Origin of the sequence: Variovorax sp. CCNWLW225 (assembly GCF_037204045.1) — a bacterium.
In the GTDB taxonomy this organism is placed as follows: domain Bacteria; phylum Pseudomonadota; class Gammaproteobacteria; order Burkholderiales; family Burkholderiaceae_C; genus Variovorax.
Genome location: NZ_JBBCBV010000014.1, coordinates 89,187 through 106,675 on the forward strand (window position 1 = coordinate 89,187; position 17,489 = coordinate 106,675).

A 17,489-nucleotide genomic window follows, 5' to 3' on the forward strand; every position below is an offset into this window, starting at 1 on the left:
GCGCTCAGTCCGCCATGGCAACGTCCAGCTGCGCTTCGAACTCTTCAAGCGGCACTGGCTTGCTGAACAGGTACCCCTGGCAAAGCATCTTTCCGTGCATCTGCAGAAACTCGAACTGCTGTTGCGTTTCGACGCCCTCCGCCACGATTTCAAGCTCGAGGTTGCGCGCCATGCCGATGATGGCCTGGATGATCAGTTCGACCTTCGGGTCGGTGCCGATGCTCTGCACAAAGAACTTGTCGACCTTGATCTGGTCCAGCGGCAGCTGCGTCATGTACGACAGCGACGAGTAGCCGGTGCCGAAGTCGTCCATCGAAAAGCGGACGCCCATCGATGCGAGCAGCTGCATCTTGCTGACCGTTTCCGTCATCTTGTCCTGCAGCAGGCTCTCGGTGAGCTCGAGCTTCAGTCTTGTCGGGTCTGCACCGGTCCTGCGCAGCACATCGCGAACGCGATCCGCGAAATCGGCGGTGCGGAACTGGCGCGCGCTGACGTTGACCGCCAGCTGCAGGTGCCGGCGCCTCGGGTCGTGGCTCCAGCGTTCGAGCTGCACGCAGGCCGTCTCGAGCACCCACAAGCCGATGGGCACGATCAGCCCGGTTTCCTCGGCCAACTCGATGAAGCCTCCGGGCGGCACCATTCCGCGTTCCGGATGGTGCCAGCGAATGAGCACCTCCGCGCCTGCGATATGACCTTCGGACGTGACCTGGCTCTGGTAGTGCAGGATGAACTGATTGCCCGCCAGCGCCGCGTGCAGTTCGCTCTCCAAGGTCGCGCGGGCCGTGATGGCCGTCTGCATTGCGGTCTCGAAGAAACGCAATGCATTGCCGCCCGCCGACTTGGCGTAGTACATGGCAATGCCCGCATGCTTGAGCAAGTCTTCCAGCGACTGGTTGGCGGTGCTGAAGACCACGGCGCCGATGCTGCACGTGCTGTGGTACTCGTGGTCTTCGAGCTGGAACGATTCGCCCAGCGCGCTGAGGATGGCTTCGCCGGTCGCGTTGGTCTGCATTGCGGCAACCGAAGGGTCTTCGCTGAGGTTTTCGATCAGCACCACGAATTCGTCGCCACCCAGCCGCGCGACCGTGCCGCCTTCGCTCAGGCTGGCCTGAAGCCTGAGTGCAACCTGCTTGAGCAACGCGTCGCCCGTGGCGTGGCCGAGCGCGTCGTTGAGCGTCTTGAAATCGTCCAGGTCGAGGAACAGCAGTGAACCGTGCCGCGAGCGGCGCACGTTCGAGTCGACCGCGGCCTGCAGCCGGTGCAGCAGCAGCTGCCGATTGGGAAGGCCGGTCAGGTTGTCGTAGAAGGCCAGGTGCTCGATCTCGCGGGCGGCGAGTTTGCTCTCGGTGATGTCCCGCAGGATGACGATGAACCGCGCGTCCGCACCTTCGCCCACCAGCTTGCGCGAGACCGAAATCTCGAACCACACCACGCCCTTGGGAACCCGGGTCTCGAACTGCCTTCCCGAAGAAAACCCGAACTCGAAGGCATCGCGCAGCGCGACCATCACCTCGGCCGCGGCGTTTGCCGGCAACAGGTCGGACATCATCTTGCCGACCGGCTCGCGCACCTTGATCGAAGACTTGGGCCGGCGCGGCGAATGAAAACGGTAGCAACGGCCGTCGATGCCCGCCTCCAGCAGCACGTCCGGCAGTGCATCGAGCGTGGCCTGCAGCTGCGCCTTGCCTTCGAGAATGTCCGAAACGTGGCGCTTCTTTTCGGTGATGTCGCGGTAGATGCACACCAGGCCGCCGTCCGGCGTCGGGCTCTTGACGGCAACGATCACCTGCCCGCCCGGCAGGACGAGCTCCTGCTCGCTGTGCGCGTGCAGGCCGCGGGAATTCTGTTCGTCGATGGGCTGGAACGGCGCCTGCGGCGCAAGCAGCTTTTCCGCCCAGGGAAAGTAGTCGACGAAGCGGCGGTTCCAGGTGATCACGCGGCCTTCGGGATCGAGCAGCACGAAACCGTCCGCCATGGATTCGAGCGCCTGGTCCAGCGTGGCCTTGGAGCGGACCAGGTCGGCGCGGGCACGCCACTGCCGCAACAGCTGCGCGCGGGCGAAATAGGCGACCGCAAGAATCATCAGCGTGAAAGCCAGCGCGACGATCAGGATGGAATTGCGTTCCCTGCGCCAATCCTCGAGTGCGAGCTGGAGCGGAATACCGGCGACGATCAGCAGGTTTCTATGCAGCGTGGGCCGTGCGACGACGATGGCCGGCAGGCCGCTGAGCCGCGCGACCATCCGGTGCGGGCGGCCGTCGCTGGTTTGGTCCGTCATGGCCGGCCTGATGCTGCGGCCGGCGAGGTCGTCGCGCGGCGGCATGCTGGCCAGCAAGGCCCCCGACTCGCGCTCCAGCGTGACCTCGAGCCCCCTGATGTTCGCTCCCTGCGCAAGAATGGTGGTGAGCATGGAGACCTGCACTTCGGCAACCGCCACGATCTTGCCGCCGTCCGCAAGCCGCAGCACGCGCCCGAAATACAGCACCTGCTGCGAAGTCGCCTGGCTCACGGTGGGCGCGCTGACCGAGAGCATGGACCCCGGCCGGCCCAGGATTTCCTTCAGGAAGCCCGGGGGCAACTGCAGCGCGAGCTTCGCTCCGCGGCGGTCGGAAGATGCGACCACCGCGCCCTCGGGATTGAGAATCGCAACGTACCGGACCAAAAGGCTCTGGCGAACGATGGTCTCGATCAACTGCGCGGTTTCGGGCGCCGTGATGTCGGCCGCCACGGTGTCTTCGCTCGAGTTCCGCAGGAACTGGCCCATGCCCGCCAGCAGCATGTCGACGGCCAGCAGGCTCCGGTTCAGCGCGGCTTCCGAGGTGACGACGAAACGCGTGGCCTGGCTCTCGTTGTTGGAGATCGCCTTCTGGTAGGTCTGCCACATCGTGAACGCGGCAATGGCGAGAACGGCCGCCAGGAACAGCGCCGCTACGCCGTAGATAAAGGCGGTGATGCGGCGGGGCAGCAGCTTGTTCACTGCCCGACGGGAGCCTTGATGCCCACCACCGGGCCGACAGTCTGGTCCCAGACCTCCGCGCACACGGTTCCGCATCGCTGCACCCAGCGGGTGAGCACGCTCGATGCGAATATTTCGCGCCGGCGGCGTTCGTCAGTGGCGGAAGGACGTGCCTCGACCATGGCGCCCTTGGTACCCTTCACGCAGGTGGCGGCGCCGGTGTTGCATGCAATGCCGTTGCCGGTGTCGCGTTCCGATTCTTCCCAGACCGCGGCCTCGAGCTTGGGCAGCTCGGTTTTCAACAGGGTCTTCAAATCCGCTGGAAGCGCGTTCCATGCGTCCGTGTTGGCGCCGAATACCGCAACGCCCCAGTTGATGGGCATCGTGTAGAGCGAACTGGTGACCTTGTGCAGGCCCAGCGTGTTGCCGGACATCGCGCCGGTGATGGCGCATTCGGTATTGGACGAGCTCATGTTGGCCATGAGCTCGGCAAACTCGGTGGACACCGGCACGCCGCCGAGGGCGCGCACGAAGTCGGCCTGGGTGGTGCCCGAAACACGCACGCGCCGGCCCGACAGGTCGGACAGCTGCTTCATGGGCTGCTTGCAGAAGATCACCTGGGCCGGATACACATACACGGCCAGCAACTCGACGCCATGGCGCTCGCGCAGCGTCTTTTCGAGATAAGGCCGGAACGCGCCGATCACCCGCCGCATGGAGGGCATGTCGGGGTTCAGTCCGGCAATGTCTGGCGTGCCGATTTCCGGGTACTCGTTGCTGATCTGGCTGAGCAAGGCGGTGCCGAACGGGATGACGCCCAACCTCATGAGATTGAGCATTTCCTGCCCGGGCACGCCGGCCTGGTTGAACGGAACGATGCTCGCGGTGTACTTGCCGCCGCTCAGGCGGGCCAGGTCCTTGCCCCAGAAGCGCTCTTCGTGGAGGGCGTACTGGTTCAGGCCGGCCAATCCGCCCACCACGCGCAGCCGCGTGGGCGCGGATTGCTGCGCTGCGCTGTTCATTGCCGCGAAAGCCAAAGCAAGAGCGGCGACACGAACCCAGAGGGCAGGTCGCCAAGCGGATGCTGCTTCGCCGGTCTTCATGCCCCGGATCATGATGCCGATTGTGCTTCCTGTAAGAAGTTTTTTACAGAATCGCCGCTTTCCGGTCACCCGCGAACAGGAAAGTTGGGACGACTCGTTGCGCGCAAGGCACAGAGATACCATCCGCAGACCCCTGATTTCGGGTCGCTTATTCAAATTCCAGATCGATGACCGCGCCCGACCTTTCCAGCCGCCAGTTGCGCGCGTTCATGGCACTGGCCGAGCAGCGCAACTTTACGCGCGCCGCCCAGACCTGTCATTTGTCGCAGCCCGCGTTCAGCGCGCTGATCCGCACGCTCGAAGACACGCTGGGCGCCCGCCTTTTCGACCGGGACACGCGCAGCGTGCAACTCACGCCGGAGGGGCGGCTGTTCGAGCCGTCGGCCCGCCGCCTGCTCGACGACATGCAGGATGCGATCGGCGACCTTGCCGACCACTCCGAACGGCGCAAGGGCCGCGTGAGCGTGGCGGCGCTGCCCTCGCTCGCGGCCGGCTGGTTGCCGGCCATCCTCGCCGAGTTCATGCAGACGTGGCCCGGCATCACGGTGGAGCTGCACGATGCGCTTTCCGATGCCTGCATTGCCCAGCTGCGCGGCCATCAGGCCGACTTCGCGCTGGCGGCCACCGGCGCCGATGCGGCTGCGGCCAGCGACCTGCGCGGCCGCAAGCTCTGCGAAGACCGCTTTCACCTGGTCTGCCGCAAGGACCACCCGCTGGCCGGCGTCGCCAAGCTCACGGCCAGGCAGCTCGCGCCCTGGCCCTTCATCCAGATGGCGCGCAACAGCAGCGTGCGCCAGTCGCTCGACGCGGCGCTGCATCCGCTGCGGCTCAACGCGGTATTCGAGGTCGAGCACCTGGCCACCGTCACGGGCCTGGTCGAGGCCGGCATCGGCATCAGCGTGGTGCCGGAGCTCACCTTGTTCCACTTCCGGCGCGACACGCTGGTGACGCGGCCCCTGCCGCTGCCCGGCCTCACGCGGACGATCTACCTGGTGCAGCGCCGCGAAGGAAGCCTCTCGGTCGCCGCCCAGACGCTGTACGACCTCATTCTTGCGAGGCTGGGCACGCTGGCCTGAGGCACGTGCGCTTCGCGGGTATAAAAAAACGGCCCCGAAGGGCCGTCTTTTTGATGGAAGCAGCCTTGCGGCCGCAAACCATGGCTCGCTGAGAGTCTTACTTCTTTGCGGCCTTCTTGGCGGGAGCGGCGGCCTTCTTGGCCGGTGCTGCCTTCTTGGCGACGGGCTTGGCGGCTGCCTTGTCGGCCTTGCGCTTTGCAGCCTTGGGGTCGATGGCGGCCTTGAATGCTGCGCCCGGCACGAACTTCGGCACCTTCTGTGCGGCGATCTTGATCTTGGCGCCGGCTTGCGGGTTGAAGCCGGTGCGTGCGGCGCGAGCCACTTGCTTGAAGGTTCCGAAGCCGATGAGCTGGACGGGGTCGCCCTTCTTCACTGCGGCGACGATGGAACCCGTGACGGTTTCCAGGATACGGGCGGCTTCTGCCTTGCTGACGTTGTGGGCGGCGGCGATCTTTTCGACCAGTTCGATACGGTTCACTTGAAAATTTCCTTTGGATTGTTCTCGTCATGTTGCCAATGACGGCGCAGCGGCTGAGGCCACTGCAAGCGGCGCGGAGTGTAGCGCACACGGGAACCGGTTTCTTTGCGTTCAGGCGCTTGCCTTGATGGCATCGGTGAGGAATTGCACGAATGCCTTGCCCGCGTCGGGCAGCGATCGGCCCGCCAGGGTCTCTACTTCGAGGTGGCGCTCGTTCATTTCGCGGTCCTTCAGTGCAATGGCGACCAGCGCCTTCGACTTCAGCTGCGTGCGGATCGACAACTCTCCATAGAACGCAATGCTGCCGCCCCCCGCGGCCGCAAAACTCACCAGCGCATTCGCATGGTTGCTCGACATGGCCTGCACGTAGTGGAGCCCCTGCCGGCTGCAGCTGGTGTCGAGCAGTTGCCTGATCGAGCTGTCCTGCGGCGGCAGCCCCAGCGGGTAGGCCACCACCTGGCGCAAGGACAACTGCCGCTGCGCCGCCAGCGGATGGTCGTTGGCCATCACGGCGAGGATGGGGCTGGGATGGCGCAGCTCGATCTTGATGCCGGGCTCGGGCACCGTGCTCAAGGTGATTCCAATGTCGGCCTCGCCATCGCGTATGCGTCCGGGTATGTCGTGCGGCGGGCACACCTCCAGGTGAAAACGGATGCCCTCGTGCTTGCTTCGAAAGCGGGCAATCAGCGTCGGAAGAAAGTCGAAGGCAAAGCCCTCCGTGCTCACCACGCGCACGCGGCCGCTGCGCAGGCCGCGCAAGCCCTGGATGTCGCTGGCAACCCGCTCGATGTCCTGCTGCATGCGCTTGGCATGCGCCGCCAGCAACTCGCCGGCGGCATTGGGCACCATGCCGCGCGCGTGGCGGTCGAACAGCAGGGTGTCGAGTTCGCGCTCCAGGCGGGCCACCTGCCGGCTCACGGCCGACGGTGCCACGTTGAGCTTGAGCGCCGCCTCCTTCACCGAGCCGGTTCGCACCACCTCGAGAAAGTACCGCACGGCGGTCTCCTGCAACGCGTTGAGAGCCATGGAATTCTCCGGTTCAGAGATGGGCAGAGAGCGGTTCGATTGCCGAAACGGCAATCCACAATTCTAAACATTGCGCTTGTGGCAGCGGGTTCCGGCTCCTAGGATGGAATTGCATCCGCCGCCCCCCCAACCTCGTCCCCAGGAGTACTTCATGAAACGCCTCCCCTCATTGGCCAGCCTGCTGCTGATGTCCTGCCTCGGCCTTGCATCGCTGGGGGCCGCTGCCGCGGAAACCGGGTTTCCGTCGCGCCCGGTCACGCTCGTGGTTCCCTTTCCCCCGGGCGGCGCCACCGACGTGAACGCACGCGTGATTGCCGCGCGCCTGGCCAAAGAGCTCGGCCAATCGGTGGTCATCGAGAACCGCGCCGGAGCCGGAACCGTGATCGGGGCAAGCTACGTTTCCAAGGCGACGCCCGACGGCTACACGCTGCTGGTCAGCTCGGGCACCACGTTCACGGTCAACCCCGCCATCCGCTCGAATCTTCCCTACGACCCGGTCAAGGGCTTCGACCAGATTGGCCTGATCGGACGCGTCGGCCTCATCCTGCTTGCGAACAGCGAGGTGCCGGTGAAGACCGTGAAGCAGTTCGTGGACTACGTGAAGGCATCGCCCGGCAAATATTCGTACGCCTCGTACGGCACCGGCACCACGTCGCAGTTCGCGGGAGAAACCATCCTCAACGCCGCCGGACTGAAGATGACGCACGTGCCTTACAAGGGCAGCGCGCCAGCCATGACCGACCTGATGGGCGGCCAGGTTCCGTTCAGCGTCGACACCGTGAGCGCGGCCATTCCCCAGCTCAAGAACGGCAAGATCAAGGCGATTGCGGTGACCACCGCCAAGCGCTCCACGCTGTTGCCCGATGTGCCCACCATGGCCGAGAGCGGCTACCCCGACATCAACATGGACTCGTGGCTGGTCGTGTCGGCCCCCAAGGGCCTGCCCGGCGATGTGAAAGCCAAACTCGAAAAGGCGCTTGCCGCCACCGTTGCCGACGCCGACACCCGCGCCAAGCTGACCGCGCAGGGTCTGGAGCCGGCCTTCAGCAACGGCGCCGCCGTGAGCGAACTGATCAACAAGGAACTGCCGCTGATGCGCGCCGTTGCCGCTCGCGCCAACATCACTGCCGACTGATGGACACCCAATTGATCGAACAATCCGCCGTCGAACTGCGACGGCTCATCGGCAGCAAGGCAGTCTCGCCGGTCGAGCTTCTGGAGGCTTGCATTGCGCAGATCGAGCGGGTGAACCCGTTCGTCAATGCCGTGACTGCCACCAGCTTCGACCGCGCGAGGGCCGAGGCCAGGGCCGCTGAAGCCGCCGTGATGCGCGGCGATGCGCTCGGCCTGCTGCATGGCCTGCCGCTGGGCGTGAAAGACCTGGAGCCCACCGAAGGCCTGCTCACCACCTGGGGCTCCGCGATCTTTCGCGACCACGTGCCCGAGCAGGACATCGAGCTGGTGGCCCGCCTTCGAAAGGCGGGCGCCATCGTGGCGGGCAAGACAAACGTTCCCGAGATGGGCGCCGGCGCCAACTCGCGCAACGAGGTGTGGGGTGCCACCGGCAATCCGTTCAACCCCAACCTGAATGCCGGAGGCTCCTCCGGCGGCTCGGCGGCGGCACTGGCGTGCGACATGCTGCCCGTGTGCACCGGCTCCGACACCGGCGGCTCGCTGCGGATTCCGGCTGCCAAGTGCGGCGTGGTGGGCTTCCGGCCTTCGCCCGGCATCGTGCCGAGCGTGCGAAAGCTGCTGGGCTGGACGCCGATTTCCGTCGTCGGGCCGATGGGCCGCACGGTGGCGGACGCCTGCCTGCAGATGGCCGCCTCCGCCGGCATGCATGCGGGCGACCCGTTGAGCTACCCGCTCGATCCGCTGTCTTTTCAGAAGCCCATGGACATCGACCTGAGCAGGCTTCGCGTGGCATGGACCGAGGACTTCGGCGTTTGCGCGGTGGACGACAACATCCGCGCCACCATGCGGCGGAAGCTCGGCGCCATGCGGCACCTGTTCAAGTCTTGCGACGAAGTGACGCTCGATCTGGGCGAGGCGCACCGCTGCTTCGACGTGCTGCGCGCCGAAGCCTTCGTGGCCGGCATGCACGCGGCCTACCAGCGTGACCCTTCCAGTCTGGGACCCAACTCCCGCGCCAACTACGAGATGGGCGCGCAGATGAGCCTGCTCGACAGCGCCTGGGCGCAGGCCGAGCAGACGCGGCTCATCAAGCGCTTCCAGTCGACCTTTGCCGACTACGACCTGATCTTGTCGCCCACCACGCCGGTGTCGCCGTTCCCGTGGACGCAGCTGTATGCGGACACCATCAACGGCGAGAAGCAGGCCAACTACTACCGCTGGCTGGCGTTGACCTACGTCGTCACGCTGACGACACATCCCGCGCTTTCGCTGCCCTGCGGCGTCGATCACGCGGGCATGCCGTTCGGGCTGCAGATCGTGGGCGGCTTTCGCGCCGACCACCAAGTGCTGGGCGCCGCGCACGCCATGGAAATGGCATTCGCAGCCGATGCGCAACTGCGCCGCCCGCGCCCGGATCTTTCGGCTTTGCGCACGGCCGAACCTGCGCTCACATCCATCGTCACCGCGCCGCCGGGACCGCATGGCGGCGCTCCTGCGGCTGCGGCGCGGCCAGCGGTTTCCGCCGTTTGAGAAGGCCGCGCCAAAACTGAAAAAGCCCCCGGCTCTGCGAAGAACCGGGGGCTTGTTTTTCGCTTGGCGTTCAGCGGCTTGCGGGGGCTGTGCGATTGGCGGTCAGCGACACCGACGGAAAGCGGATCAGCGGACGCCCGTTGAGCTCCTGCAGCTTGCGGTTGTTGTGGGCATAGCGCGCGCGGAATTGCGAAATTTGCGCCGGAGACAGCGACACCGGCGCCTGCAGCACATACCACTCGACGTTTTCAGTCAGCGGCGGCGTGGTCAGCGAACCCAGGTAGTGGTAGTAGGCCTTGTCCTTGGGCAGCAGAACGGAAATATCGGCCTTGGAAAGCTCGCCATGGCCCTCCTTCTCGAGCGCCGCCAGCACCTTGGCCGCCAGCGGATTGGCCGAACCTTCGCGGTACATGACGCCCACCACGGCCAGGCGGCCGTCCGCGGCTCGGAAGACGAAATGCCCTTCGAGCGGGAAGTGCTTGCCGTCAACCGTGTGTTCGCTCTCGGCATGGAAGTGGAACTGCAGCAGCTTGAAGTGCCGGCCGCGAATCATGGCGTCCGGGCCCTTCGCCTCGACCTCCACCGCATGGCCGTTGTCCACGACGTCGAGCGCCGCACGAGCGTTGCTCAGGCGAATGTCTTGCGGCTCGAGCGCATCGCCGGCCTTGGCTTCGCCGGTGGGAATATCGATCGGCGACTGGGCGCTGTCGTGAACCGCCTTCCAGTTTTCCTGATGGTCGTAGTCCAGCGCCTGGGCGTGGACTGTTGAAGCCGCGAGCAGCGCAAGGCTCAGGAGACAGCGAGAAACTGGGGACATGGACAGGGATTCCAGAGGAAGAAAGTTGTAAGAGGAGCCGCAGCCCCTCCAGCGAAAGGCGCGCAGAACCGGCTTGACCTTGCCACCATGTCAACCCTGAAACTGAACTCCGCTTATTCAACAACCAAGGAGTTGCCATGCATGAGTTCGAGATCCAGTCGATGACCTGCGGCCACTGCGCAAGCAGGCCATCCGCCGAAGCCGCCGGAGGCCGGCGCGATTGTCTGGACGCCTACCTGACCGGAGGCTGACCCTCAAACCTCGCCTGCCTGCGCCGTCCCCTCGGCGCTGCGGCCCCATGGTTCCCGCTGGAGAATTCGAATGAACGACATGCGTTCCAACCCAGGACACGACCACCATCATCAGCACCACCATCACGGCGGCCACCCTGCGCCGGTGAATGCCGTCGAGCCCGGCGCGGCGGGCGGATCGCCCACGATCTACACCTGCCCGATGCACCCGGAAATACGGCAGGACCACCCCGGCAATTGCCCCAAGTGCGGCATGACGCTGGAGCCGGAAATGCCGAGCCTCGACGCAGACGAGAAGGAAGATCCCGAACTGCGCGACTTCAAGCGGCGGTTTTTCTGGACGCTGCCGCTCACCATTGCGGTCACCGTGCTCGCCATGGCGGGCCACAGGCTGCAGTGGTTCGAGATGGCCACGCAGAGCTGGATCGAGCTGGTGCTTTCCGTGCCCATTGTGCTGTGGGCGGGATGGCCCTTCTTCGAGCGCGCGGTGCAATCGGTTGCCAACCGCAGCCCGAACATGTGGACGCTCATTGGCCTGGGCACCGCTGCCGCTTTCGTCTACAGCGTGGCGGCCACCGTGGCGCCCCGCGCCTTTCCCGAATCCTTCATGTCGATGGGCCGCGTGGCGGTGTACTTCGAAGCGGCGGCGGTGATCATTTCACTCACGCTGCTGGGCCAGATTCTCGAGCTGAAGGCGCGGTCGCAAACTTCCGCGGCCATCAAGTCGCTGCTGGGCCTTGCGCCCAAGACGGCACGGCGCATCGGTGCCGACGGCGCGGAGGAAGACGTTCCCATCGCGCATGTGCATGTCGGCGACAGGCTGCGCGTGCGGCCCGGAGAGAAGGTGCCGGTCGACGGCGTGGTGGTCGAGGGCGCAAGCGCGGTCGACGAGTCCATGCTCACGGGCGAGCCGCTGCCGGTGACCAAGCGGGTCGGCGACAAGCTCATCGGCGCCACGCTCAACACCAACGGCGCGCTGGTGATGCAGTCGGAAAAAGTCGGCTCGCAAACCGTGCTCGCGAGCATCGTGCAGATGGTGGCGCAGGCCCAGCGCTCCAGGGCGCCGATGCAGCGCATGGCCGACCAGGTGGCGGGCTACTTCGTCATGGTCGTCATCGGCATTGCGCTGCTGACCTTTCTTGCGTGGGGATTCTTCGGCCCAGCGCCAAGCTGGACCCACGGCCTCATCAACGCGGTGGCGGTGCTCATCATTGCCTGCCCTTGTGCGCTCGGCCTGGCCACGCCGATGTCGATCATGGTGGCCACCGGCAAGGCCGCCACGCAGGGCGTGCTGTTCCGCGACGCGGCGGCCATCGAGAACTTCCGCAAGGTCGACACGCTCATCGTCGACAAGACGGGCACGCTGACCGAAGGCAAGCCGCGCTTCGAACGCGCGGCGGCCCTGCCCGGCTTCACCGAGGACGACGTGCTGCGCCTTGCCGCCAGCCTTGACCAGGGGAGCGAGCATCCGCTGGCGCACGCCATCGTCGAGGCGGCGCGCGAACGCGGCCTGGCGTTGGCCGCGGCGGACGAGTTCGAGTCCAGCAGCGGCATCGGCGTGAGCGGCATCGTCGGCGGCCGCAAGCTGGCGCTCGGCAACACCGCGCTGATGGACCAGTTGCGCGTGCCGGTCGACGCACTCAAGCCGCAGGCCGAAGCCCTGCGCGCCGAAGGGGCCAGCGTCATGTTCCTTGCCGCCGACGGCCAGCCGATGGGTCTGCTCGCGGTGTCCGATCCTGTCAAGGCCACGACCTTGGAGGCGCTGGCGGCGCTCAAGGAATCGGGCATGCGCGTGATCATGGCCACCGGAGACGGGCTGACCACCGCGCGGGCCGTTGCCGCGAGGCTGGGCATCGACGAGGTGCACGGCGAAGTCAAGCCCGCCGACAAGCTGGCGCTGGTCGAAAAGCTGCAGCGCGAAGGCCGCATCGTCGCCATGGCCGGCGACGGCATCAACGATGCGCCCGCGCTCGCCAAGGCCGACGTGGGCGTGGCGATGGGCACCGGCACCGACGTTGCAATGAACAGCGCGCAGGTCACGCTGGTGAAAGGCGACCTGCGGGGGATTGCAGAGGCGCGCATCGTCTCCGAGAAGACCATTGCCAACATGAAGCAGAACCTGGGCTTCGCGTTCATCTACAACGCGCTCGGCGTCCCTCTGGCCGCCGGCGTGCTGTTTCCGTTCACGGGCTGGCTGCTGTCGCCGATGATCGCGGCGCTGGCGATGAGCCTGAGCTCGGCGTCGGTCATTGGCAATGCGTTGAGGCTTCGGGCGGCGAGCGACGGCAGGAAGTCCGCTTGAAGAGTTCAAATCGGATGCAGGGCCCGCAGCATTCGAATTCGGCCTACAGACATTCGCCCCCGGTTTGTGCAAGTTGAAGCAATGACACAACCCATCGAACTCATCATCGAGGAGCCAGCCCTCGGCTCCTATGTCTGGCGCCTGCTTGAAACGGATACGGACGGAGCGAACCCCAAGGTGCTTCGCGACGCCTTCGATCCGGCGGACACCTACGAAGCCGCGCTGGCGGCGGGGCAGCGTGCACTGCAGAGCGAAATTCGCCGGCGAGCCGCACCTGCAGCCCACGCGCAGCACCACTAGCCTGCGGTAGGCCTCACGGCGCAGTGAGGCCTACCGCCCGCATCAGCCAGCGGAAGACCAGCGCCACCATAAGGAGGACGCCGATGCTGGCCAGCCAGATGGCGAGCAGCCATCCGAAACGGCGCAACCATTTGCCGCGGCCGCCGGGGCCGGGGTCAGTGGTACCCATCGCCATGGCGCACCTTGCCGCGGAACACCCAGTAGCTCCATGCGGTGTACATCAGGATGACGGGGATGATCAGCAAGGCGCCGACCAGCGCAAAGCCCAGGCTCTGCGGCGGACCCGCCGCCTGCCAGATGCTGATGTCCGGTGGAATGACGTTGGGCCACAGGCTGATGCCAAGCCCGGTGTAGCCCAGGAACAGCAGCGCCAGCGTGAGCACGAAGGGCGAAGCGTGCCCGTCGCCGCCCAGGTCGCGCAGCAGGCGCCATGTGACCAGGGCCACCAGCGTGGGCACCGGCGCAAACCACAGCAGGTTGGGAAAGCTGAACCAGCGCCTGGCAATGGCCTCGTGCGCGAGCGGCGTCCAGATGCTGATGACGATGATCACGGCCAGCATGAGCCAGGCCAGCGGCCTTGCCAGGCTGCGCATACGCATCTGCAGGCGGCCTTCGGTCTTCATCACGAGCCAGGTGGCGCCCAGCAGCGCATAGGCCGCCACCAGCGCCACGCCGGTGAAGAGCGAGAACGGCGAGATCCAGTCGAACGGCCCGCCCGCGTAGTTGCCATCGGCTACCGGCATGCCGTTGAGAAAGGCGCCGAGCGTCACGCCCTGGAAGAAGGCCGCGGTGACCGAGCCGCCGATGAAGGCATGGTCCCACCAGCGGCGCTTGCCCGCACGCGCCTTGAAGCGGAACTCGAAGGCTACGCCGCGGAACACCAGCCCCACGAGCATCAGGATCAAGGGCAGGTAGAACGCGCTGAGGATGACCGCATAGGCCAGCGGAAACGCCGCCAGCAGCCCGGCGCCGCCGAGTACGAGCCAGGTTTCGTTGCCGTCCCACACGGGCGCCACGGTGTTCATCAGCACATCGCGGTCTTCCTTGGCCGGCACGAACGGAAACAGGATGCCGATGCCCAGGTCGAAGCCGTCCATCACCACGTACATCATGATGCCGAACAGGATGATGACGGCCCAGATGAGGGGAAGATCAATGCCCATCGCGGTCGCCCTCCTTGGCTCTTTCGGTGCGGCTGCCGGCGTCATCGACCTGGTCGTCTTCGGGCGCGGCGGAGAGCGGGCGCATCGGCGTTCGCGTTTCACCGGGTCCGCCCCACGCGGGACGTTCGGCTTCGTCTCCGGCCGGCCCCTTGGCGATCAGGCGCAGCCCGTAGGCCGTGCCCGCGCCGAACACGACCAGGTACACGATGACGAACAGGCCCAGCGTGAACCCGACCTGCCCTGTCGAATGCTGCGGCGACGCGGCATCGGCCGTGCGCATGAGACCGTAGACGATCCACGGCTGGCGGCCGATCTCGGTGGTGTACCAGCCGGCCAGGATGGCAACCAGCCCGGCCGGAGACATCGCCACCGCAAAGCGCAGAAAGCTCTTCCTCGCGTAGAGGCGCCCTCCCCGCCGCAGCCACAAGCCCCAGAAGGCCAGCGCAATCATCAGCACGCCCATGCCGACCATGGCACGGAAGGTCCAGAACACAATGGTCGAGTTGGGCCTGTCTTCGGGTGCGAAGTCTTTCAGCGCGGGTATCTGCCCGCTCCAGCTGTGGGCCAGCAGCAGGCTGCCGGCGCGCGGAATCTCCACCGCGTAGCGTGTGACTTCGGCCTTCATGTCGGGCCAGCCGAAGAGCTTCAGCGGAACGCCTTCGCCCTCGGGCGTGCGCTCCCAGTGGCCTTCGATGGCCGCAAGCTTGGCCGGCTGGTGCTCGAGCGTGTTCAGCCCATGCTGGTCGCCGATGACCGCCTGCAGAGGCGCGGCGGCCAGCAGCATCCACAGCGCCATCGACAGCATGGTGCGCACGCGCGTGTTGTCGTGGCCGCGCAGCAGGTGCCAGGCGGCCGCACCGCCGACCATCAACGCGGTGGCCAGGTAGGCGGCGGTGACGGTGTGCGCGAGCCGGTAGGGGAACGACGGATTGAAGATCACCATGAACCAGTCGACAGGCACCACGCGCCCGTCGATGATCTCGTGGCCCTGCGGCGTTTGCATCCAGCTGTTGGACGCAAGAATCCAGGTGGCGGAGATCAGCGTTCCCACGGCCACCGCAATCGTCGAGACGAAGTGCAGCGCGGGGCCGACGCGTTCGCGCCCGAAAAGCATCACGCCCAGGAAACCCGCCTCCAGGAAGAACGCGGTCAGCACCTCGTAGGCCAGCAGCGGCCCGGTCACGCCGCCGGCAAAGCGGGAGAAGTTGCTCCAGTTGGTGCCGAACTGGTAGGCCATGACAAGGCCGGACACCACGCCCATGCCGAAGGCCACGGCAAACACCTTGATCCAGAACTGGTACAGGTCGAGGTACACCTTGCGGCCGGTGCGCAGCCACAGCCCTTCGAGCACGGCCAGGTAGCTTGCCAGCCCGATGGTGAGCGCCGGAAAGATGATGTGGAACGAGATCGTGAAGCCGAACTGGATTCGGGCGAGCAGGAGGGCGTCCATGCGGCAGACCTTAACGTCACAAGCAGCTCGCCGCAACAGGCGCCTCCGTAAGATGAGCGCCGGCCACTGCCCATGCAGCCTGTCGCCACCGTTGGCGCAGCTGCGGGCTTGCCGGATTCACAAGACAAAAGGAGATTTGCAGATGCAGAACGAACCCCTTCAACCGCGCCGCCGCTTCATCAAGACCGCCGCGGGGTCGGGACTCGCCGCCTTGGCCGGCCTGGCCGGTGCGCAGTCTTTCGACTTCAAACCCAACCAGCGCTACCCCGACCCCTCGGTGCTGATACTGGACCCGAGCTTTGCCAGGTACCGCATCTACAGCAGCACCGTCGAACAGCTTGGCACCGGCATGCGGTGGGCCGAAGGGCCGGTGTACTTTCCTGAAGGCGGCTACCTGCTGTGCAGCGACATTCCGAACAACCGGCTCATGAAGTACGACGAGAAGACCGGCAAATTCACGGTGCACAAGCAGAACGCCAACTTTGCCAACGGCAACACGCGCGACCGCCAGGGCCGACTGATTACCTGCGAACACTCCGTCACCCGCCGCGTGGTGCGCACCGAGAATGACGGCCGCATGACGGTGCTGGCCGACAGCTACGAGGGCAAGAAGCTCAACGCGCCCAACGACGTGGTCGTCAGGTCGGACGACACGGTGTGGTTCACCGATCCCCTCTTCGGCATCAACGGCGAGTGGGAAGGTTCCAGGGCAACGCCCGAACAGGCGACCACCAACGTCTACCGCATTGCCAAGGACGGCAAGCTCACAGCGGTCATCACCGACCTGGTGAACCCGAACGGACTCGCGTTCTCGCCGGACGAGAAAAAACTCTACGTGGTCGAGTGGAAGGGCACGCCCAACCGCAGCATCTGGAGCTACGACGTTTCAGCCGACGGCACCAGCGTGTCGAACAAGACCAAGCTGGTGGACGCCGACGGCCCGGGCGCGCTCGACGGCTTTCGGGTCGACCGCGACGGCAACCTCTGGTGCGGCTGGGGCTTCAGCGGCGCCTTCTCGCCGGAGCCCACCGATGTGGGCGGCGGCATGAAGGCGCATTTGCCGCTCGGCAAGTCCGAAGAAATGGACGGCGTGAAGATCTTCAACCCTCAAGGCAAGCCGATCGGCTTCATTCGCCTTCCGGAGCGGTGCGCCAACCTCGAGTTCGGCGGCCCCAAGCGCAACCGCCTCTACATGACGAGCAGCCATTCGCTCTACGCGCTCTACGTGGAAGCGCACGGCGCGGTTTAACCCTCGGTGGCCGTCTCGGGCTGCGGCTCGTCGAGGTTCACCAGGTTCAGGATCGCCATCGGGCCGCCCGGAAACTGCACCAGGCGGCCTTCGTTCACGCCGCCCAGGTCGATGGGGGTGAAGCCCAGGCGGGCGATCAGTTCGCTCACGGTCTTCTTGGCATCGGCGTCCTTGCCCGAGAGGAACAGCACGCGGCGGCCGCCGGCCACCTTCGGGTCGGCTTCCAGCGCGGCCGCCGCCAGGTGGTTGAACGCCTTGACCACGCGAGCGCCCGGCGCGAGCTCGGCGACCACTTCGTTGGACGCGCGGCCGCCCAGGTCGACGGGCTCGAACGACGGTACCCGAACGGCATTGTTCGCATCGACGAGGATGCGGCCGTTCCATGGCCCGAGGTCTTTCAACGCGTCGGGCAGGCGATTCCAGTTGACCGCGAGAAATACCAGGTCGGCCTGGGCCGCTTCCTTGAGCTCGACGGCCTTGATGCGGGGCCCCAGCTCGTCGACCAATGGCTGCAGCGTTTGCGGGCCGCGGCTGTTGGCAATGGCGGCGTCGATGCCGTTGCGTGCAAGTTGGCGAGCGATGGCGGAGCCGATTTCGCCGGCGCCGATGATGGCGATTTTCATTTGGTTTTCCTTGGGTTGAAGTGCGCAAGTT

General features: G+C 65.9%; 15 protein-coding genes. 6 read left to right on the plus strand and 9 right to left on the minus strand.

The window, feature by feature from the left end; translation table 11 throughout:
* Positions 1 to 4: 4 nt before the first annotated feature.
* Both V9L20_RS20545 and V9L20_RS20550 read right to left on the minus strand, forming a co-directional pair.
* Positions 5 to 2,977, minus strand: a complete 2,973-nt coding sequence (locus V9L20_RS20545; protein WP_337298006.1) for a bifunctional diguanylate cyclase/phosphodiesterase — start codon at positions 2,975 to 2,977, stop codon at positions 5 to 7.
* Positions 2,974 to 4,071, minus strand: coding sequence for a TRAP transporter substrate-binding protein (locus tag V9L20_RS20550; protein ID WP_443098612.1), 1,098 nt, complete (start codon positions 4,069 to 4,071; stop codon positions 2,974 to 2,976). Before V9L20_RS20550 ends, V9L20_RS20545 begins: the two co-directional genes overlap by 4 nt.
* A gap of 155 nt (positions 4,072 to 4,226) precedes the next feature.
* Here V9L20_RS20550 and V9L20_RS20555 point away from each other — a divergent pair, with 155 nt between their 5' ends.
* Positions 4,227 to 5,135, plus strand: coding sequence for a LysR family transcriptional regulator (locus tag V9L20_RS20555; RefSeq protein WP_337298008.1), 909 nt, complete (start codon positions 4,227 to 4,229; stop codon positions 5,133 to 5,135).
* Between the two features lie 97 nt (positions 5,136 to 5,232).
* On the opposite strand, the gene V9L20_RS20560 is transcribed toward V9L20_RS20555, so the two are convergent.
* Together V9L20_RS20560 and V9L20_RS20565 are read right to left on the minus strand one after the other, a co-directional pair.
* Positions 5,233 to 5,613 carry an HU family DNA-binding protein gene (locus V9L20_RS20560; protein WP_126747720.1) on the minus strand — a complete coding sequence of 127 codons (381 nt, stop codon included), beginning with the start codon at positions 5,611 to 5,613 and terminating at the stop codon, positions 5,233 to 5,235.
* 111 nt (positions 5,614 to 5,724) lie between these two features.
* Complete coding sequence (locus V9L20_RS20565) at positions 5,725 to 6,639, minus strand: LysR family transcriptional regulator (protein WP_258503864.1); 915 nt, start codon at positions 6,637 to 6,639, stop codon at positions 5,725 to 5,727.
* A 151-nt stretch (positions 6,640 to 6,790) separates the two neighbouring features.
* On the opposite strand from V9L20_RS20565, the gene V9L20_RS20570 reads away from it, so the two are divergent.
* Both V9L20_RS20570 and V9L20_RS20575 read left to right on the plus strand, forming a co-directional pair.
* Positions 6,791 to 7,774, plus strand: a complete 984-nt coding sequence (locus tag V9L20_RS20570) for a Bug family tripartite tricarboxylate transporter substrate binding protein (protein WP_337298009.1) — start codon at positions 6,791 to 6,793, stop codon at positions 7,772 to 7,774.
* Positions 7,774 to 9,303 carry an amidase gene (locus V9L20_RS20575; protein ID WP_337298010.1) on the plus strand — a complete coding sequence of 510 codons (1,530 nt, stop codon included), beginning with the start codon at positions 7,774 to 7,776 and terminating at the stop codon, positions 9,301 to 9,303. The genes V9L20_RS20570 and V9L20_RS20575 overlap by 1 nt, the downstream gene beginning before the upstream one ends.
* A gap of 70 nt (positions 9,304 to 9,373) precedes the next feature.
* On the opposite strand, the gene V9L20_RS20580 is transcribed toward V9L20_RS20575, so the two are convergent.
* On the minus strand, positions 9,374 to 10,120 hold the full coding sequence (locus V9L20_RS20580; protein WP_337298011.1) for a carbonic anhydrase: 747 nt from the start codon (positions 10,118 to 10,120) through the stop codon (positions 9,374 to 9,376).
* Positions 10,121 to 10,441: 321 nt separating this feature from the next.
* On the opposite strand from V9L20_RS20580, the gene V9L20_RS20585 reads away from it, so the two are divergent.
* A complete protein-coding gene (locus V9L20_RS20585; RefSeq protein WP_337298012.1) occupies positions 10,442 to 12,673 on the plus strand; it encodes a copper-transporting P-type ATPase in 2,232 nt (743 codons plus the stop codon).
* Positions 12,674 to 12,754: 81 nt separating this feature from the next.
* Entirely contained in the window at positions 12,755 to 12,973 is a 219-nt protein-coding gene (locus V9L20_RS20590; RefSeq protein ID WP_258503860.1) for a hypothetical protein, read from the plus strand.
* 13 nt (positions 12,974 to 12,986) lie between these two features.
* Here V9L20_RS20590 and V9L20_RS20595 read toward each other — a convergent pair whose 3' ends face one another.
* Genes V9L20_RS20595 through V9L20_RS20605 form a run of 3 tightly spaced genes read right to left on the minus strand, consistent with a single transcriptional unit; the run spans position 12,987 to position 15,586 of the window.
* Positions 12,987 to 13,142, minus strand: a complete 156-nt coding sequence (locus tag V9L20_RS20595; protein ID WP_337298013.1) for a DUF2474 domain-containing protein — start codon at positions 13,140 to 13,142, stop codon at positions 12,987 to 12,989.
* Positions 13,129 to 14,136, minus strand: a complete 1,008-nt coding sequence (cydB, locus tag V9L20_RS20600; RefSeq protein ID WP_337298014.1) for a cytochrome d ubiquinol oxidase subunit II — start codon at positions 14,134 to 14,136, stop codon at positions 13,129 to 13,131. Before cydB ends, V9L20_RS20595 begins: the two co-directional genes overlap by 14 nt.
* Positions 14,126 to 15,586 (minus strand): cytochrome ubiquinol oxidase subunit I, encoded by a 1,461-nt coding sequence (locus V9L20_RS20605; RefSeq protein WP_337298015.1) that lies wholly within the window; start codon positions 15,584 to 15,586, stop codon positions 14,126 to 14,128. The genes cydB and V9L20_RS20605 overlap by 11 nt, the downstream gene beginning before the upstream one ends.
* 142 nt (positions 15,587 to 15,728) lie before the next feature.
* Here V9L20_RS20605 and V9L20_RS20610 point away from each other — a divergent pair, with 142 nt between their 5' ends.
* Positions 15,729 to 16,835 carry an SMP-30/gluconolactonase/LRE family protein gene (locus V9L20_RS20610; RefSeq protein ID WP_337298016.1) on the plus strand — a complete coding sequence of 369 codons (1,107 nt, stop codon included), beginning with the start codon at positions 15,729 to 15,731 and terminating at the stop codon, positions 16,833 to 16,835.
* Here V9L20_RS20610 and V9L20_RS20615 read toward each other — a convergent pair.
* Positions 16,832 to 17,458: an NADPH-dependent F420 reductase gene (locus tag V9L20_RS20615; protein ID WP_337298017.1), complete on the minus strand. Its 627-nt coding sequence runs from the start codon at positions 17,456 to 17,458 to the stop codon at positions 16,832 to 16,834. The two genes, V9L20_RS20610 and V9L20_RS20615, sit on opposite strands and share 4 nt — an antisense overlap.
* Positions 17,459 to 17,489 lie beyond the last annotated feature (31 nt).

Coding starts and splice junctions, on each gene's coding strand:
- V9L20_RS20550 (WP_443098612.1), bottom strand. CDS start 4,071: ATGATCCGGGGCATGAAGACCGGCGAAGCAGCATCCGCTTGGCGACCT.
- V9L20_RS20555 (WP_337298008.1), top strand. CDS start 4,227: ATGACCGCGCCCGACCTTTCCAGCCGCCAGTTGCGCGCGTTCATGGCA.
- V9L20_RS20565 (WP_258503864.1), bottom strand. CDS start 6,639: ATGGCTCTCAACGCGTTGCAGGAGACCGCCGTGCGGTACTTTCTCGAG.
- V9L20_RS20570 (WP_337298009.1), top strand. CDS start 6,791: ATGAAACGCCTCCCCTCATTGGCCAGCCTGCTGCTGATGTCCTGCCTC.
- V9L20_RS20575 (WP_337298010.1), top strand. CDS start 7,774: ATGGACACCCAATTGATCGAACAATCCGCCGTCGAACTGCGACGGCTC.
- V9L20_RS20580 (WP_337298011.1), bottom strand. CDS start 10,120: ATGTCCCCAGTTTCTCGCTGTCTCCTGAGCCTTGCGCTGCTCGCGGCT.
- V9L20_RS20585 (WP_337298012.1), top strand. CDS start 10,442: ATGAACGACATGCGTTCCAACCCAGGACACGACCACCATCATCAGCAC.
- V9L20_RS20590 (WP_258503860.1), top strand. CDS start 12,755: ATGACACAACCCATCGAACTCATCATCGAGGAGCCAGCCCTCGGCTCC.
- V9L20_RS20595 (WP_337298013.1), bottom strand. CDS start 13,142: ATGGGTACCACTGACCCCGGCCCCGGCGGCCGCGGCAAATGGTTGCGC.
- cydB (WP_337298014.1), bottom strand. CDS start 14,136: ATGGGCATTGATCTTCCCCTCATCTGGGCCGTCATCATCCTGTTCGGC.
- V9L20_RS20605 (WP_337298015.1), bottom strand. CDS start 15,586: ATGGACGCCCTCCTGCTCGCCCGAATCCAGTTCGGCTTCACGATCTCG.
- V9L20_RS20610 (WP_337298016.1), top strand. CDS start 15,729: ATGCAGAACGAACCCCTTCAACCGCGCCGCCGCTTCATCAAGACCGCC.
- V9L20_RS20615 (WP_337298017.1), bottom strand. CDS start 17,458: ATGAAAATCGCCATCATCGGCGCCGGCGAAATCGGCTCCGCCATCGCT.